This is a genomic window from Bacteroides sp. 1001302B_160321_D4 (genome assembly GCF_015667765.1).
Classification (GTDB): Bacteria; Bacteroidota; Bacteroidia; order Bacteroidales; family Bacteroidaceae; genus Bacteroides; species Bacteroides xylanisolvens.
In genome coordinates this window covers 171,931-191,592 of sequence record NZ_JADPLO010000001.1, presented here as the reverse complement: position 1 = coordinate 191,592, position 19,662 = coordinate 171,931, and the positions used below count along the sequence as shown (strand labels likewise).

The following is a 19,662-nucleotide window of genomic DNA, read 5'->3' as shown; positions in this document are numbered from 1 at the left end:
AACAGAATGTATATGAAAAACAGAATAATCACACTTTTGTGCATCGTATGCCTGTTCACAGGCAATGAAGTATGCCGGGCACAAGTGCAAGAAGTTATATCCGGTGTGGTGCGGAATGAGAGCAACGAACCTTTAGACGGCGCAATCATTTCTGTCCCGGACAATCCCGAATACACCACAAGCAGTGATAAAGACGGAAAATTCATCATGGAGATTCCGTCGGGAGCCAGTATGGTCATTTGTAAGATTCCGGGATATCGGAACCAGACAATGAAATTCACTCTGAATAAACCGGTAGAGTTTTGTCTGATATCAGACATCGCCGGTCAGGATACATCTCTCGAAGTAGCCATGCTGCAGAAAGAGAGAAAAGGAGGTTATACAGGAGCAATCTCTACCGTTCAGGGAGAAGAGTTAGTTAAAACACCTAATAGCGGATTTTCAGCTACGCTGACCGGACGCTTGGCAGGATTGACTTCTATCCAATCCACCAGCACACCAGCCGATGATGCAACAACGATGTATATACGTGGTCTGAATTCCATAAACGGTAATTCACCTTTGGTTGTACTCGATGGAATTCCGGCTCCATTATTCGATATGAATACACTCGATGCCAACACTGTAGAATCTGTCAGTATTCTGAAAGATGCCGCAGCTAAAGCATTATATGGTCCGCGAGCTTCTTCCGGAGTAATTCTTATTACTACAAAAAGAGGCGAAATAGGACGTACTAAAGTAAATGTGAACATGGACTTCTCCATACAACAGGCTACCCAGCGTCCTAAAATAGTAAGTACCGGTGAATACGCACAAATGCGTAACCAGGCCTTACTCAATGACGGTGGCACTCCACTCTATTCTTTATATGAAATAGCCGGGTTTACAGATGGAACTATGCCGGGACACGACTGGTATGACACTTTCATGAATGATGCAGCCAGTATGCAACGTTACAACGTAAATATCAGCGGAGGTAACAACCGGGTTAAATACCTTGTTAATGCCGGTTATCTTCACCAAAACAGCCTGATTGATGCAGAGAAGAATGATAATTATAATCCTGCACTCAAATTGCATCGCTTCAACATTTTAGCTAATGTGGACGTCACTCTGCATCGTTATCTAAACTGTTTCCTTAACACAAATGTCACTATCGACCGGATAAATCAAGGATACAACGGGACAGGAGATATCATGAATTCGATCTATCAGATGGCCCCCACCGTACCTGGACCTATCACCGAAGACGGAAAAGTGATTACTGCAGAATACAATGAATATCCTACTTACGGACTTATCAACCGCTCCGGATATAGCCATCAAACAGGTATCAATCTGAACGTCGCTTATGGAATGAATCTGGATCTGGGATTCCTGACTAAAGGATTGAGCGTAAAAGGAATAGTAGGTTATGAAGCAAACTATCACGGAACAATCTATGGTTCTACTGACTACGCACGTTATGCAGCCAATGGCAGCGGACTTTTCGGTACTCACACCACTCTTCCTCTAAGTTTAAGTAAGACCGCTAATATGCGCTACTTTATCAACTTCCAAGGGTTCATCAACTATAATCGTATTTTTGGAGGCAAACATGAAGTAGATGCATTTGTCAGCTATTTCAATGAGAATATGATGAAAAACGGTGATCTCCCATACGATCGTTTGTCATTAATGGGACATGTGAAATACGGCTATGATTCACGGTACTATATACAGGGAGACTTTACCTATGATGGCACAGAACAGTTCAAACCGGGTAACCGTTTTAAATTCTTCCCGACAGTATCTGCCGCTTGGGTGGTATCCAACGAAAGTTTCCTGAAAGACACAGATTGGTTGTCCTTCCTCAAAATACGCGCATCTGCCGGCTGGCTGGGCAATGACCAGATATCTGACACCCGTTTCCTGTATGCTACAGATGTACGTTATAAAGATGCAGGTTACTTACTAAGCAACTACTATGGCTTTCATACTGTAGAAGGTATGCAAGGTAATCCGTATATCCATTATGAAGAATCTTTCCAGCAAAATTACGGAATAGATGTTACCTTATTCAACTCACTAGGTATCACATTTGATTATTGGAACGTGAAACAGACCCAAATGGCTATCCAAAATAACAGTGTATCTTCTGCACAAGGTATCGCCAGTGAAAATCTGCCATTTGAAAATCTGGGTAAGATGAACAACAAAGGATTTGATCTTGAACTATCTTATATCAAGAATCTGAAATGTGGATTAAGAATGACTATCAGAGGGAATATGGGATACAATAAAAATGAAGTAACTGACATAAAAGAGTTGAACCGTACCGCCAGCGGATATTACTATCCATATCGTAAAACCGGCTATTCTGCAGGACAACAGTTCGGATATCTGATTGACTATTCCAACGGAAACGGCTACTATAATAGCCAGGAGGAAATAGATAAAAGCGGTCTGCGATTCTCTGGTGCTTCTCCGCGCCCAGGTGATTTCATTTACAAAGACTTAAATAACGACGGAAATATAGATGAGCGTGACCAGGCACCGATGGACAAAGCCCAGACACTACCTACACTTTCTTATGGTGGTTCTATTCAACTGGAATACAAAAACTTTGACTTGTATGTTCAGTTACAAGGTGTATCAGGTACAGCAGCCTATTACAGTGGATGCGGTATCTTCGATAATGCTTACCAAGGAGTGTACACAGACCTGCACCGTAATGCCTGGACAGCAGATCGCTATGCGGCAAATGAAAAAATCAGCTATCCGGCTTTGACCACAGGAAGCTCTTCAAGTCTCCAATCGAATGAATTCTTCTATTCCAAAAATAACTATATGAGATTGAAGAATGTAGTATTAGGTTATACACTTCCTAAACGTTGGAGCAGTAAGCTGAAACTGGAGAAAATGAGATTCTATATCAGCGGAGCCAATTTGTTGACCACCTCATCTCTCAAGTTCGATAATCTGGACCCGGAACAATATTCCTACTCTGTATACCCCATTTACAGAACATTTAACATAGGACTTAACCTGAATTTCTAAAGACTGAAGTTATGAAAATAAATAAAATCATATCAGGAGTATTCTCCTTGCTCATATTATCCTCATTCATAGGATGTACTGAAATCGAAGATCATCCGGACGGCCGTACGGATTACAGCGATTTGTTTACCACGAACCGTAAAACGTATACTTATATGAATCAATGTTATGGATGGATTCTGAATTACGGAATGAACTATAACTATACCATGCTAGCTGGTTGTACGGATGAAGCCAAAGATTCCTGGGAACTACAGAACGGAGTTACCCGCAAATGGAATGAAGGACAATTATCTCCCTTCAGCAATCCGCTGGAGGGCATCGAAGGAAATCCGGAAAACTACAATTATTATTATCAAGGGATTCGTGCCTGCAACATCTTTCTTGCCAATATCCCTACTGCCAGTGTCTACTCGGAAGATATACGTAACAGTTTCAAGGCACAGGTACTTACATTACGCGCTTTCTATTATCTTCAATTGGTGAAACGTTATGGAGGTGTTCCCATCATAACAACTCCCGACTACGATTATACCAAGGTTAAAAGAGGTACATTTGGCGAGTGTGCCCGCCAAATATTAGCTGATTGTCAGGCTGCTATTGATATTCCCACTGTTGAAGAATGGGGATGGCGTTCCTTAGATAAGGAGAATTACCGTCACGTTATGACAAAAGCCATCTGTGCAGCCATCCGTTCACAGATATCACTCTATGCAGCCAGTCCTCTGTACAATGACGGAACAATCACTTGGACAGAAGCCGCAGAAATTACTAAAAAGTCTCTGGATGACTGTCTGGCGAACAATTATGAACTTTATAAGAAACAGCCGAATGCTACAGCTGGTTATTCTCCTTATGATGTGTATTTCTATTCGCGCACTGACTTGCCGGTAGTTAATGACAAAGAAACCATTATGGAAGTTGGACAAATGTATATGTGGAATTATGCTGGCCTGCCAACTACCGACGGCCAGACAGATGCCGGTGCGTGTCCGTCGCAAGAGCTACTTGATGCCTATGAAGTTGTGAACGGTGACATGACAGAATCTTATCCTCTGCTCAATTTAGAGAGCCCTTATCTAGATGCCAATCATCTGCAGCCTAACTTGAATTCGGCTGTTCAAGGTCTCTACAATCAAGCCAAACCGTATGAGAACCGTGATCCGCGTCTTAAAGCTTCTATTTATTATGATGGTTCCAAACTAAACCTGGAAACCGGTGCACTACTCTCAACCAAGACAGGAGGAAACTGTGCACTTGATCCCAGTAATGCACGTTACACCTGTACCGGCTATTATACACGTAAGTTCTCGCATTATAAATCCGGACGTTCCGGCAATCTGGATGGCTACTTCAAAGAGTTCCGCCTGGCTGAATTATATTTGAATTATGCAGAGGCAGCTAATGAAGCATCCACTACCGGAACTGTACCCAATGATGCGGTAGACGCAGTCAATGCAGTACGTTCCAGAGTAGGTATGCCAGGCATTCCTTACGGATTATCCTGTGATCAGTTTCGTCTGCGAATCAGGAACGAAAGACGCGTAGAACTTGCTTTTGAAGAACACCGCTTCTTTGATGTACGCCGTTGGAAGATACTGGATCAAACAGATAAAGTAATCACCGGAATGAAAGCAAACTCAGATGGAAGTTACTCCCGTTTTGTAGTAGATAATAACCGAAAAGCATATAGTGAAAAATTCCTATTATATCCAATACCGGGTGACGAAGCAATCCGGTTACAGAATGCTTCAGGAACTAACTGTCAGAATCCGGGCTGGTAATCAAATCTAAAAAATACAGATTATGCAAAAGTGGTTATTAACTATTATTATTGCCATACTTCCTGTTATCACTGCATGTTCTAAAACCGATACGGAAGTATCTGTACCGGAAGAAGAAACAGGAAAGAAAACAGAGATTAAGTTCCTTCAACTCAACTTATGGGTGGAGTGTACCAAGGTGGAGCATGCTCCGGAATATCTGATAGAACAGATTGCTACCCTACAGCCAGACATTGCTACATTTTGCGAATTATATAAAGGTCCACAAGACGATCCCGTGATGCCTAAACTAATGCAAGGGCTTAAAGATAAGGGACTCATCTATTACGATGCACGAATAGACGGAAGAGCGGTCATATCAAAATATCCGATCAAAGAGACAGAACGCATCAACAAATGGATGTTCAAAGCGATTCTGGATGTCAATGGGAAACGAGTGGCCGTTTACCCGGCACATTCAGAGTATCGTTACTACACCTGTTACTATCCCCGGGGATACAATGACGGTAGCGTTAATTGGGATAAACTTCCGGCTCCTATCACTGATGTAAACAAGATACTTGCTGTCTGCGAAGAATCAGACCGTATAGAATCCGCCCAAGCTTTTATCAACAACGCTGCCAAAGAGCTAGAGCAAGGAGCACTCGTGTTTTTTGCCGGAGATCTGAATGAGCCTTCTTATCTGGATTGGCAGGCCGATACAAAAGATCTATTCGATCATCGCGGATGTATCGTCAATTGGGGAACTTCCAAATTGTTGGTTCAACGGGGATATAAAGATGCCTACCGGGTAATTCATCCCGATCCGGTGAAATGTCCAGGATTCACTTTTCCAGCAGACAATAAATCAGTCATTCCAGAGAATCTCTCATGGGCACCGGAGGCAGATGAACGCGAACGAATTGATTTCGTTTACTATTATCCAAATAAAAATCTACAAATAAAAAGTGCCCAGATAGTAGGTCCAACAGGCTCTATTGTACGCGGACAAAGAATAGAAGAACAAACCAAAGATCCAATCATTCCGCCCGTAAACAATCAGTGGCCAAGCGATCATAAAGGAGTGCTGATTACGTTTTATATCAAAGAGTAATTACAATGATTAACAGGATGCAAAAGTGGATATACGTCATTATACTCCTGACCGGATACTCAATAAGAAGTTATACACAGAAGACCATAAATCTCAATATTCCTGTTGAGCAAAACTGGATGTTCGATAACGAACATCCAGTACGCTTCATGCTGGAATTGACATCTGCACAGTCAGGTTTTTCGGATAGGATACGCATGGACATTGCAACAGATTTCGGCAATGCTGTATCGTCTACCTTTATAACCTACTCTTTCGGAACAGATTCGATAGCTCCCGGTGGAGGCTTTCGCAGTCGTGCATCAGTCACTCTCACGAATCTCACTCCCGGATTTTACCAGGTTTGTTTCATTGCCGGCACCGACACTCTGAAACATTTCTTCTTTGGATACGAAGCCGAACAGATTTTATCCAAACCGGATGGTCCCCCTAACTTAAAAAGATTTTGGAATAAAACCATCACCGAACTTAAACGTGTACACCCTGCCTATAAAATGACACGTCTACCTGAATCTTCGAAGCCAGAGCGTGATGTTTACGAAGTAGAAATGCGCTCGCTTGAAGGAGAAATCTTACGGGGGTATTGGGCAGTCCCTACAGATGGTCAGAGTCATCCGGCCGTAGTGGTTTATCAAGGTTATGATGCCGTCACCTGGATTCCCAGTCCCGACGACTATCCCGGTTGGTGTATCTTGGTCATTCCACCCCGTGGACAAGGCCTCAACAAACCTTATAACCGCTTTGGTGAGTGGATTGCTTTCGGACTGGATTCACCCAAACATTACTATTACAGAGGTGCTTTTGCTGATACAGTCCGCAGTATTGATTTTATTTTTGCTCAGCCATGCTTTGACGGACAAAACCTTTTTGCTACAGGTATTTCGCAAGGTGGAGCGCTCACATTAGCAGCAGCGTCACTCGACCATCGTATTTCCGCAGCTGCGCCTATCGTACCCTTTCTGTCAGACTATCCCGATTATTTCCGTTTGGTTCACTGGCCTGCCAACTTGGTATTCGAAGGAGCTGCCCGGCAGAATATTGACAAAGATAAAATATTCTCATTACTAACTTACTTTGACTTGAAGAATCTGACCGGATGGATCAAATGCCCAGTATTAATGGGATTCGGACTTCAGGACAACATTACACCACCACATACAAATTTTGCAGCATACAATCACATCCGTACACCTAAACGCTGGATATGTTACCCTACATCAGGACACTTTGCAGCTTATGAGAACATGGACTCATGGATTGCTGAAAGTACTCGTTTTTTCAATCAGTATGTAGTGTGGTAATAATCTGAACTGATAAAAACGAAACAGGCACAAACACTATAACAAGAGGTTAGTTAGGTTAGAAACCGGAAGAGTAATTCTGTTAAATAGAATTCTCTTCCGGTGTTTTATAGTTACTTTCTTCTAATAAGATTCACTGAAATCGAATAAAAACAATATATTTGCATAGATGTAAACACCTTAAAAAATAAATTAGTGAGAAAAGTAATTCTTTTATTTCTGCTATTTTTAAGCGTAGCTGGAGTCCGCACACAAGGTCAAAACATCACTTTTAGCCACTTGACCACGGACGACGGACTCTCCCAATTTTCTGTCAATAGCCTTTATATTGATGAACGGGGGATTATATGGATTGGCACGCGTGAAGGACTGAACCGGTATAACGGTAACGATATCAAAAGTTTCAAACTTAATAAAAACGATCCGAACAGTTTGTTCAGCAATACAGTGCTGCGTATCACCGGAAACAAAAACGGGAAGGTATACCTGCTCTGTACGGACGGGGTAGCAGAGTTCGATCTGACCACACAAAGATTCAAAACGTTGCTGCAAGGCAATGTGGATGCTATTTATTTCAACGAGAAATTATATATCGGGAAAAGAGAAGAAGTGTTTGTATATAATGAAAGTACCGGAAACTTCGATCTCTACTATCATCTTGCCGGAAAAGATATCACCCTCTCCTGCCTCCACCTGGACGAAAAGAAAAATCTGTGGATGGGAACTACCAGTAACGGACTTTACTGTTTATCGGGAGACAAAAAGATTTCCCAACCTGTCACAAGAGGTAATATTGCGAGTATTTACGAAGATTCGTCTAAAGAATTATGGATCTGTACTTGGGAAGAAGGACTCTACCGGATAAAAACAGACGGTACCATCGAGAACTTCCGTCATGATCCCAAAAATCCAAACAGTATTTGCGCCGACTTCGTAAGGAGTTGCTGTGAAGATAATGCAGGAAATCTGTGGATAGGAACCTTTCACGGGTTAAATCGCTATGAAAAGAGCACAGGTAAATTCCAACTTTACACTGCCAACGCGAACAAACCAGACGGACTTACCCACTCCTCCATCTGGTGCATCGTCAAAGATGAACAAGGAACAATTTGGCTGGGTACTTATTTCGGAGGTGTCAACTATTTCAATCCGGAATATGAAATCTATACCCGCTACAAGACGGGAGATACAGAAAAAGAAGGTTTAAGTAGCCCGATTGTCGGCAGAATGACTGAAGATAAAGACGGAAACTTATGGATCTGTACTGAAGGCGGTGGCGTGAATGTGTACGACCGGAAAAACAACACCTATCGGTGGTATCGCCACGAAGAGGGCAAAAATAGCATTTCCCATAACAATGTCAAAGCAATCTACTACGACCGGACTAATGAAATCATGTGGATAGGTACACACTTGGGAGGATTGAACAAACTCGACCTGCGTACCAACCGTTTCACTGTCTACCGGATGAAAGCCGGAGATCCAACCTCGCTACCTTCGGATATCGTCCGAGACATTGTACCTTATAAAGACAAGCTGGTTGTCGCCACACAAAACGGTGTTTGTCTTTTCAATCCGGCAACAGGTGCTTGCCAACAACTCTTCAAAGAGACGAAAGAAGGAAGAGGTATTGGCATGGTAGCCAGTCTTTGCATTGATAAAGACGGTACATTGTGGATTGCGGCTACCGGCGAGGGTGTTTATTCTTACCGGTTCGACAGTGGTAAACTTACTAATTATCCACACAATCCCGCTAATCCGAACAGTCTTAGCAACAATAACATCAACAGTATCATGCAGGACAGTAACGGTAATCTGTGGTTCTGCACCTCCGGAAGCGGTCTCGACCGTTACCGTAAGGCAAGTGATGACTTTGAAAACTTCGATGTACAGACAGATGGTTTATCCAGCGACTGCATCTACGAAGTATGCGAATCGTCCATACAGAAAGGCGACTTATTGCTGATTACCAATCAAGGCTTCTCACAGTTCGACTATCCAAGCAAGAAATTCTATAATTACGGTACGGAAAACGGATTCCCGTTGACCGCCGTCAATGAAAACGCACTATTTGTGACACATGACGGAGAAGTATTCCTTGGCGGTATTCAGGGAATGATTTCTTTCTGGGAGAAAAAATTACATTTCACTCCCAAATCATATAATATCATTCTTTCCCGCCTGCTTGTCAACGGAAAAGAAGTAGTCCCGGGAGATGAAAGCGGTATCCTGGAACAGTCGATCTGTCATACTCCGGAAATCAGTCTGAAAGCGAATCAATCGATGTTTAGCATCGAATATGCCACTTCCAACTTCATCCCTGCCAACAGAGATGAAATTCTCTATCGCCTGGAGGGTTTCTCAGATGAATGGAACCATACTTACCGGAAGCAAACGCTGATTACTTATACAAACCTGAATCCGGGTAAATATACCCTTGTCATCAAATCACAGAGGGAAGGAATAAAAGAGGCCAGATTGCTGATTATCGTACTCCCTTCATGGTATGAGACATGGTGGGCTTACCTGATTTATACCATTGTCACTATCAGCCTGTTATGGTATCTTATTCAGAACTATAATTCGCGCATCAAACTCCGTGAGTCTTTGAAGTACGAGAAGAAGCATATTGAAGACCTCGAAGCATTGAACCAGTCGAAACTCCGTTTCTTCACTAACATCTCGCACGAATTCCGCACACCGTTAACGCTGATTGTGGGACAAGTGGAAACTTTGCTGCAGGTGCAGACATTTACACCTAATATATATAATAAAGTGTTGGGAATCTACAAGAACAGTCTCCAATTACGGGAACTGATTACGGAACTACTTGATTTCCGTAAACAGGAACAGGGTCACATGAAGATCAAAGTAAGCCAGCACAATCTGGTTAACTTCCTGTATGAGAATTATCTGCTCTTCCTCGAATACGCCAGCAGTAAACAAATCAACTTCAAGTTCAACAAACAAAAGGATGACATTGAAGTATGGTATGACCAAAAGCAGATGCAGAAAGTGATAAACAACCTGCTGTCTAATGCAGTGAAGCATACCAAGGCCGAAGATACGATTTCGATTAATGTATCGCAGGAGAAAGACCATGTCATCATTGAAATAAAAGATACCGGTACAGGTATCGCCGCTGCCGAAATTGATAAGATATTCGACCGTTTCTATCAGACCGAGCATCTCAACTCGCTGAATACCGGAGCCGGTACAGGCATCGGACTGGCACTGACAAAAGGTATTGTGGAACTTCATCACGGCACAATCCGGGTAGAAAGCGAACCGGGCAAAGGAAGCAGTTTCATTATCACCCTCAAACTAGGCAAGGAACACTTCACAGAAGAGCAAATAGCGAAAGATGATACGGAAACCATCCAGCAAACAGAGACTATTGTTCCTTCAGTAGAAATAATCCCTGATTCGGAATGGAAAGAAGAAGATAACAAGCGTATCGAAGACGCCAAAATGCTGATAGTGGAAGACAATGAATCTATCAAGCAGATGTTAGTCGGTATTTTCGAAACATTCTATCAAGTTAGTACGGCTTCCGACGGAGTAGAAGCATTAGAGATGATACAGAAGGATATGCCGAGCATCATTTTAAGTGATGTCGTAATGCCACGCATGTCGGGTACGGAACTTTGCAAACAGATCAAGACGGACTTTAACACTTGCCATATTCCGGTGGTATTATTAACCGCACGTACTGCTATAGAGCACAATATCGAAGGTTTGAAGATTGGTGCGGATGATTATATCACGAAACCGTTTAATACCAATCTTCTGATTTCCCGCTGCAATAACCTGGTTAATTCCCGCCGGCTATTGCAAGAGAAGTTCAGCAAACAACCACAGGCTTTTGCCCAAATGTTGGCTACCAACCCGATGGATAAGGAGATGCTCGACCGCGCGATGGCCATTATCGAACGTCATCTGGACAATACGGATTTCAACGTTAATATCTTCGCCCGCGAAATGGGTATGGCACGTACGAACCTATTCACTAAACTGAAAGCAGTTACAGGCCAGACCCCGAATGATTTCATCCTAAGCATACGTCTCAAAAAAGGCGCTGTCATGTTAAGGAATAACCCGGAGCTGAATATCACGGAGATCTCTGACCGGATTGGGTTCTCCTCCTCCCGCTATTTCAGTAAATGTTTCAAGGAGATTTATCACGTCAGTCCGCTGGCTTATCGTAAAGGAGAAGAGAGCGAAGAAGAAGGGGACGGAGAAGAAACAGATTAGCAGGCAACTATACAAGCACTCTTGCAAAATAATCTTATATTATTAGGCACGGATCACACGGATTTCACGGATTAAAAAACGATGAGTATGAAAACAACAGCGTTAATCCGTGTAATCCGTGCCTAAATTTATGATATAAACGGTTTTTTAGTCCGGACATCTTCGCCCGAATAAAGAAGGTAACTTCTTAAGTGTACTATTTTGTACTTCACTTGTACATTCCTACTCATTCTTTTTGTTCCATTCGCTTATCTTTGTGTTCATTACATTATTTCCTAAAACATTCAGCATTATGAAAAACGTTTCGCGTCTAATTCCCCTATTGTCCGGCATCGTCACGCTGTCAGGATGCAATCATGCACCCCAAAAGAACAATGGGCAGAATAGCCAAAAGCCTAACATTATTTATATATTTGCAGATGATCTCGGCATTGGTGATTTAAGTTGTTATGGAGCAACAAAAGTGAGCACTCCCAACATCGACCGGTTGGCAGGACAAGGAGTACAATTCACCAATGCTTATGCAACTTCTGCCACCAGCACCCCTTCCCGTTTCGGACTCCTGACAGGTATGTATCCTTGGAGACAGGAAAACACAGGAATCGCTCCCGGCAACTCTGAACTCATTATCGACACTACCTGCATCACCATGGCAGATATGCTGAAAGATGCAGGATACGCAACCGGTGCAGTAGGCAAATGGCATCTGGGACTCGGTCCGAAAGGTGGAACCGACTTTAACAACCGGATTACCCCTAACGCACAAAGCATTGGTTTTGACTACGAATTTATTATTCCGGCTACCGTAGACCGTGTACCTTGTGTATTTGTAGAAAACGGACATGTCGTAGGACTTGACCCCAATGATCCTATCACCGTAAGCTACGACCACAAAGTAGGCGACTGGCCTACGGGAGAAGAGAATCCGGAGCTCGTCACTTTAAAGCCCAGTCAGGGACACAACAATACAATTATCAACGGCATTCCCCGTATCGGCTGGATGACCGGAGGAAAATCCGCCCTTTGGAAAGATGAAGACATAGCCGATATCATCACCCATAAGGCTAAGAATTTCATTGCATCCCATCAGGAAGAACCCTTCTTTTTATATATGGGTACGCAAGACGTACATGTACCGCGCATCCCCCACCCACGTTTCGCAGGCAAAAGCGGACTCGGCACTCGTGGCGACGTCATCCTGCAACTGGACTGGACCATCGGTGAAATCATGCACACACTGGACAGCCTCCACATCGCAGACAACACCATCCTGATCTTTACCAGCGATAACGGTCCTGTTATCGACGACGGCTATCAAGACCAAGCTTACGAACTTCTCAACGGGCATACTCCGATGGGGATCTACCGTGGTGGGAAATACAGTGCTTACGAAGCGGGGACACGCGTTCCATTTATCGTCCGCTGGCCTGCCCGAGTAAAGCCGAACAAGCAACAAGCTCTTTTCTCTCAAATAGATGTGTATGCATCGCTCGCCTCCCTTTTGGACCAACCTTTACGTAAAGGAGCTGCTCCCGATAGTCAAGAACATCTGAACGTACTCCTCGGCAAAAATAATACAAACCGTGAGTATGTCGTTCAACAGAATCTCAATAACACACTTGCCATCATAAAAGGTCAATGGAAATACATCGAACCGAGCGACGGCCCCGCTATCGAGTATTGGACGAAAATGGAGTTAGGCAACGACAAACAGCCTCAACTTTACGATTTATCCTCCGATCCATCGGAGAAAACGAATGTATCAAAACAATACCCCGACATAGTGAAAGAATTATCTGAATTACTAGAATCCGTAAAAGAAAAATAGTTTATGAGAACAGGAAAATTGTATGATTTTGCACCAATCTTGAATAATTCTATCCATATTAGAATATTCAATCCATCTATCTTTGCAAGCGTAGATTCAATAAAATCACTTAATTTTTAATATATGAAAAAACATTTATCCACTCAAACTAGAAAAAGGATGCTCTCCTCCATCGGACTGATCCTGTTTTCTGTTTCTTTTGTACTTGCACAGGTACTTGTTAAAGGTACAGTGAAGGATAACTTAGGAGAAGGAGTGCCGGGAGCCAGTGTCCAGGTAAAAGGTACTTCGCAAGGAACAATCACTGACCTTGACGGTAAATTTGCTTTTAACGTGCCCAATAAAAATTCGATATTGGTTATTTCTTTCATTGGTTATGTCACAGTAGAAATGAAGGTGGACACTCAAAAGCCAATGGTTATCACATTAAAGGAAGACACAAAGACATTGGACGAAGTGGTAGTAGTCGGCTATCAGGAGATACGCAAGAAGGATCTGACTGGCTCTGTTGCCAAAGCCAGTATGGCGGAACTGCTTAGCACTCCGACTGCTTCTTTCGGCGAGACATTGGGCGGACGTATTGCCGGTGTCAACGTAAGTTCGGGCGAAGGTATGCCGGGCGGACAGATGAACATCGTCATCCGTGGTAACAACTCTTTGACACAGGACAACTCTCCTCTTTATGTCATTGACGGTTTCCCGGTGGAAGACCCCTCCATAGCCGCAGCCATTAATCAGAACGATATCGAGTCACTCGACTTCCTGAAGGATGCCTCTGCTACCGCTATCTACGGTGCCCGTGGTGCCAACGGTGTCGTGATGATTACAACCAAGAAAGGAACAATCGGCCAACCTAAAATTAAATACGACGGAAGTTTCGGTATTCAGCATATCACCAAAACGATCCCGATGATGGATGCCTATGAATTCGTCAAACTACAGGCAGAACGTAGTCCCAAAGATATGGAAACTACCTACTTCATGAATTATGACGGTAAGAAATGGGGACTGGAAGATTATAGAAATATCCCGCAATATAACTGGCAGGACGAAATCTTCCGCAGCGCATGGATGCAAAGCCACAATGTCAGCCTGACCGGTGGTTCGGAAGGAGTTCGCTACAATGCTTCTTTATCTTATTATGACCAGGACGGTATCTTATTGGAATCAAACTACAAACGTGTACAAGGCCGTATGGGTACTACCATCCAAAAGAAGAAACTGAAAATCTATCTGACAACCAACTATTCCAGTACTACAACTACCGGTGGTTCTCCTTCCCAGAACTCATACAGTGGTATGAATAACCTGTTCTATAGTGTATGGGGATATCGCCCTGTGACCGAACCGGACAGACCATTAAACTCGTTGATGGATAACATCATGGACGACGCGATAAACAATACCAACGACTATCGTTTCAATCCTATCATGTCCTTGAAAAACGAATATCGCAAGACGTATGCGAACTACATTCAGTTCAACGGATTTGCAGAATATGAATTTATCAAAGGATTGAAGTTGAAAGTTTCAGGCGGTTACACATTCGATACTCGCAAAGGGGAAACATTCAACAACTCGAAGACCCGTTATGGTAATCCGAAATCATCCGATAAGGTAAATGCAGAAATCTACCATTCTCAACGTGCAACATGGTTGAATGAAAATATTCTGACCTATCAGACCAATATCAAACGGAAGCATTTCTTCAATAGCATGGTAGGTGTAACCCTGCAGAATTCCGACTATGAATACTATTCATACAAAACGGTACAGATTCCGAACGAAGCACTCGGCATGGCGGGAATGAGTGAAGGAACTCCCAGTACGACTAAATCATTAAAGAGTTCCTGGTCTATGCTTTCTTTCCTGGGACGTTTGAACTATAACTATAAATCATTGTATTATGCAACGGTTTCTTTCCGTTCCGACGGTTCTTCCAAGTTCCGTGGTGATAACCGTTTCGGCTACTTCCCTTCCGGTTCATTGGCATGGGGATTCATGGAGGAAGATTTTATGAAACCATTGAAGTCTGTTGTTTCTTCAGGTAAATTAAGAGCAAGCTGGGGATTGACCGGTAACAACCGTGTAGGCGAGTATGATACGTATGCTTTATATCAGATATTGAAGGATAAAGTCGGAGACTTTATTTCGATCGGTAGCCTCCCCAGTGGCGTATATCCGTTCGAAAATAGTCTGACAAGTGTAGGTACAGTGCCCACTTCCTTAAGAAACAGAAAACTGAAATGGGAGACTACCGAACAGTGGAACCTGGGGCTGGACTTAGGCTTCCTGGACGAACGCATCGGATTAACCGTAGATTGGTATCGTAAAACGACTCGTGACCTGTTGCTGAATACTGCACTCCCCACCTCTTCCGGTTATTTCAGTGCCATGAAGAATGTAGGAAAGGTACGCAATCAAGGTATCGAGTTCACATTGAACACGACCAATATCAAGAACCGTCATTTCTCATGGACTACTAACTTTAATATTGCATTCAACAAGAACAAAGTATTAGAACTGGCCGAAAACCAATCTTCTCTATTGAGTGCAGCCAAATTTGACCAGAACTATAACTCCCAATACAGCTACATTGCCAAAGTGGGTTATCCGATGGGAATGATGTACGGATTCATCTACGAAGGTACATACAAATACGAAGATTTCGACAAAGTGGGTGATACATATACACTGAAACGCAATGTTCCGTATTTCTCTTCCGAAAGTAATACACAACCGGGTATGCCGAAATACGCAGACCTAAATGGTGACGGTATCATCGACGATAACGACCGTACTATGATCGGTAACGGTATGCCGAAACATACGGGTGGATTTACCAACAATTTCGAATACAAAGGATTTGACTTGAGCATCTTCTTCCAATGGTCGTATGGAAACGATGTATTGAATGCCAACCGCCTGTTCTTCGAGAACAGCAATAAGACACGTGACTTGAACCAGTACGCAAGTTATGCAGACCGTTGGACACCGGAAAACCCGGAAAGTAATATTCCGAGAGCTACCGACTCCGGTTCCAACAAAGTGTTCTCTACACGCATTATCGAAGATGGTTCTTTCCTTCGTCTGAAAACCGTATCTTTAGGATATACACTGCCGAAACAACTGACCAAGAAATGGAAGATAGACAATGCACGTGTATTCGTTGCCGGTCAAAATCTATGGACATGTACAGGATATTCCGGTTATGACCCGGAAGTATCTATCCGTGAAGGCGCACTGACTCCAGGACTGGACTTCTCCGCTTATCCGAGAGCCTACTCTATCAGTTTTGGTATAAACTTAGGTTTTTAATCAATCATCCTTCAAACAATTACGTATATGAAAACAATAAAAATAATCATCATATCACTTCTTATCGGACTTAACCTGACTTCCTGCGATTTCCTGGAGAAAGACCCGACATACACCACTCCTGAAAACTTCTTCAAAAATGAAGCGGACGCTACCTCTTGGCTGACAGGAACCTATGCCATTCTGGGACAAAGTTCCTTCTACGGAAATGAGTTCTTATACCTTGTAGGAGGTGACGATCTGGGACACTATGGTGGTGCCAACCGCGGACCTAACAAAAGTGGGTTGATCTGTAACAATGCCAACACAAGTGATCCGGCCGTTGCAGCATTGTGGTACACATTATACTCCGGCATCAACAGAGCCAATATTTTCCTGGAAAATATTGATGCAGTGCCCGATATGAACGACGATACCCGCAAGCAGTACAAAGCCGAAGCCCGTTTCTTACGCGCATTCTATTATTTTACTTTGGTAGAATGTTGGGGAGATGTACCTTTCAAGACTACTTCTACAGAAGATGCCTATAACCTCTCCATTCCACGTACGGACAAACAGACGATTTATGATTTTATCATCAAAGAGATGTATGGTTCTGCCGAGGATCTCAAATCTGCTCAAGATTTGAACTATTTACCGGGACGTGTTTCCAAATCGGCTGCTTGGGGAATGTTGGCGCGTGTATATATGTTCCGGGCCGGTGAACCTAAACGTGACAAGGAAGTGGGTTTGGCTAACAACACGACTAGTGCCGAGATTACAGAATATTTCAAAAAAGCAAGTTACTATGCACAGTTAGTCAAGAATGAGGGTCATTCACTAACTGCCAAATATTGGGACTTCTTTATCGACATTTGTTCTGATAAGTATAACACTGCTCTCAATAAGGATGGTGCCAAGGCTAATGAAAGTATTTGGGAAGTAGAATTTGCAGGTAACCGTTCGACGGATGTACGTGCAGAAGGTAGAATCGGTAATATTATCGGCATTCAGGGTAAGGACCTTTCTTCCAAAGCATCCATCACTGGTAAAGGTGATCCGGGCTATGCATACGCTTTTATCTGGAATACTCCTAAACTGCTGGAATTGTATGAAGCAAACGATGACATTGACCGTTGCAACTGGAATATTGCTCCATTCACTTACACCCAGTCAGCAGGAGAAGGTACTCCGGTGGACGGTCGTGAATTTGTAAAGGGAAAAAGAGATGAAGTGGAACAACAATACTGGGATAAATCCTTCAGCTATGGTAAAACAGAGCCGGGTTCTACTTACGGTGATCGTGAATCGAAGAACGATGCCAATAAGAACCGCAACAGGGCTGCCGCCAAATATCGTAGAGAATATGAAGCAGACAAGAAGAGCAAAAACGATACTTCCATCAACTTCCCTCTTCTCCGCTACTCGGACATTCTGCTAATGATTGCAGAGGCAGAAAATGAAGTCAACCATGGTCCTAATGATCTGGCTTATGAATGTATCAATGCAGTAAGAGAGCGCGCCGGGATCAGTAAACTTCAAGAGAATCTGGATGAAACCAATTTCCGTGAGGCTATCAAAGATGAACGGGCTATGGAACTTTGTTTCGAATATACACGACGCTTCGATCTGATCCGCTGGGGAGACTATTACAAACTGATGCAGGAACAAGTAAGTAAAGCTCAAACTGATGAATCCTGGAAGTTCGGAATCAATGTATATACTTACTTCAATATTCCGAAGTCTTACAACTATTTCCCGATTCCTGCGAATGAAATAGGATCAAACGGTGCTATCAAAACGAATAATCCGGGTTGGTAAATCGCTTATTAACTTTAAAAAGAAAAGGATATGAAAACAATATATAAAAGTTTGATGACTATCGCTTTTGCCGGACTGTGTCTCGCTTCATGCGACAAGGAATTAAAAGAAGAAACAGCAATGGAAGTGGGTGTGGTGACAGACAACAATGTCAGCTTTAACGGTAACACTGTAACTGTCAAAAAAGGCAGTCCGGTAACGTTCAGCTTTAATGGAGACCCTGACTTTATCACTTTCTTCAGTGGAGAAATAGGTCATGAATACAAACATCGAAACCGTACAGAAATGAAAGTAGAGGATATTGAAAAGTGTGAACTTAGTTTCCGCATTTGGTATAGATATGGAAACGCAAGCACAATTAAAGGCTCTACTCATGTACTCGTTTCCGACCAATTTAATGGCATAAACGGCAGTAATGTAGATCAAGATAAACAAACTGTAGAAAACTGTGAATGGACAGAGGTATTTGCACAGGAAGAACTTCCAACCAAACCGAACAGCACTAGCGAGACAGCAGAATCCAGCAAAACTTTTACATTCGAATTATCTTCTTATCTTGCTAAAGAAATAACAATAGCGGTTCACTATAACCCCATTGATAACTCAAATACAATGCCACAGCTCAACATCATGGATATGAATATTGACTTGATGTTCACAAACGGCAAAGGGAATACGGTTAATGCAAAAGATTTCGGTTTCTCACCGCTAAATCTCGTATATGATTTAACGAAGCTAAATGACAGTCACAAAAAAGTTCTTAAGAAGGCATTGGGAAATGAGAAAATGCCGGATGAGGACCTAAACAGTGAAGAGAACATAAAAAAATATCCATATTTGCTTGTTGACGGACAAATCCCTGACTTCTGGAGTACCACCACACCTACCAGAATACAAATCGCAGGAGGAAGTAAAGGAACAACAAAAGCAGACACTTGGCTTATCTCGGCTCCCGTCTTGCTGGGTACTTGCTATCCGGATGCAGGACAAAGCATCAAGAATATCTCGCAAACATTAGAGATATACTCACATACCTACGAAGAAGCCGGGACATACACCGCTACCTTCGTAGCCAACAATGCAAACTACGTCCATCAAGGTGGTCAAGTAGTACGTGAACTGACTATAAACGTTGTAGAATAATAGTATATCCCCCAATTTTTCTAACCTTCAATCATAGAAAACGTTTATAAAAATCAGACTTTAATCAATTTAACATTAAAAAGAGAGGGTCCGCGAGGTTCC

The 19,662-nt window shown here is 42.8% G+C and carries 9 protein-coding genes; all 9 read left to right on the top strand.

The window, feature by feature from the left end:
* Positions 1-6 precede the first annotated feature (6 nt).
* The 9 genes from KFO40_RS00670 (at position 7) to KFO40_RS00630 (ending at position 19,560) form a co-directional block, all read left to right on the top strand.
* A complete protein-coding gene (locus KFO40_RS00670; protein ID WP_151936307.1) occupies positions 7-3,039 on the top strand; it encodes a SusC/RagA family TonB-linked outer membrane protein in 3,033 nt (1,010 codons plus the stop codon).
* An 11-nt stretch (positions 3,040-3,050) separates the two neighbouring features.
* Positions 3,051-4,823 carry a RagB/SusD family nutrient uptake outer membrane protein gene (locus KFO40_RS00665; protein WP_008776112.1) on the top strand — a complete coding sequence of 591 codons (1,773 nt, stop codon included), beginning with the start codon at positions 3,051-3,053 and terminating at the stop codon, positions 4,821-4,823.
* 22 nt (positions 4,824-4,845) lie between these two features.
* The gene (locus KFO40_RS00660) at positions 4,846-5,916 is read left to right on the top strand and encodes an endonuclease/exonuclease/phosphatase family protein (protein ID WP_004310360.1); all 1,071 of its coding nucleotides are present in this window, start codon (positions 4,846-4,848) and stop codon (positions 5,914-5,916) included.
* A gap of 5 nt (positions 5,917-5,921) precedes the next feature.
* A complete protein-coding gene (locus KFO40_RS00655) occupies positions 5,922-7,217 on the top strand; it encodes an acetylxylan esterase (RefSeq protein ID WP_004310359.1) in 1,296 nt (431 codons plus the stop codon).
* Between the two features lie 195 nt (positions 7,218-7,412).
* A complete protein-coding gene (locus tag KFO40_RS00650; RefSeq protein ID WP_128857392.1) occupies positions 7,413-11,471 on the top strand; it encodes a two-component regulator propeller domain-containing protein in 4,059 nt (1,352 codons plus the stop codon).
* A gap of 292 nt (positions 11,472-11,763) precedes the next feature.
* Positions 11,764-13,299 carry a sulfatase-like hydrolase/transferase gene (locus tag KFO40_RS00645; protein ID WP_004298359.1) on the top strand — a complete coding sequence of 512 codons (1,536 nt, stop codon included), beginning with the start codon at positions 11,764-11,766 and terminating at the stop codon, positions 13,297-13,299.
* A 159-nt stretch (positions 13,300-13,458) separates the two neighbouring features.
* Complete coding sequence (locus tag KFO40_RS00640) at positions 13,459-16,617, top strand: SusC/RagA family TonB-linked outer membrane protein (protein ID WP_004310356.1); 3,159 nt, start codon at positions 13,459-13,461, stop codon at positions 16,615-16,617.
* 27 nt (positions 16,618-16,644) lie between these two features.
* Positions 16,645-18,417, top strand: a complete 1,773-nt coding sequence (locus KFO40_RS00635; protein ID WP_211145973.1) for a RagB/SusD family nutrient uptake outer membrane protein — start codon at positions 16,645-16,647, stop codon at positions 18,415-18,417.
* Positions 18,418-18,447: 30 nt separating this feature from the next.
* Positions 18,448-19,560: a DUF5017 domain-containing protein gene (locus KFO40_RS00630; RefSeq protein WP_008023918.1), complete on the top strand. Its 1,113-nt coding sequence runs from the start codon at positions 18,448-18,450 to the stop codon at positions 19,558-19,560.
* Positions 19,561-19,662 lie beyond the last annotated feature (102 nt).

Excerpts from the sequence above, each read along its gene's own strand:
- KFO40_RS00655 (WP_004310359.1), top strand. The coding sequence starts at position 5,922 with ATGATTAACAGGATGCAAAAGTGGATATACGTCATTATACTCCTGACC.
- KFO40_RS00640 (WP_004310356.1), top strand. The coding sequence starts at position 13,459 with ATGCTCTCCTCCATCGGACTGATCCTGTTTTCTGTTTCTTTTGTACTT.
- KFO40_RS00630 (WP_008023918.1), top strand. The coding sequence starts at position 18,448 with ATGAAAACAATATATAAAAGTTTGATGACTATCGCTTTTGCCGGACTG.
- KFO40_RS00635 (WP_211145973.1), top strand. The coding sequence starts at position 16,645 with ATGAAAACAATAAAAATAATCATCATATCACTTCTTATCGGACTTAAC.
- KFO40_RS00660 (WP_004310360.1), top strand. The coding sequence starts at position 4,846 with ATGCAAAAGTGGTTATTAACTATTATTATTGCCATACTTCCTGTTATC.
- KFO40_RS00665 (WP_008776112.1), top strand. The coding sequence starts at position 3,051 with ATGAAAATAAATAAAATCATATCAGGAGTATTCTCCTTGCTCATATTA.
- KFO40_RS00670 (WP_151936307.1), top strand. The coding sequence starts at position 7 with ATGTATATGAAAAACAGAATAATCACACTTTTGTGCATCGTATGCCTG.
- KFO40_RS00645 (WP_004298359.1), top strand. The coding sequence starts at position 11,764 with ATGAAAAACGTTTCGCGTCTAATTCCCCTATTGTCCGGCATCGTCACG.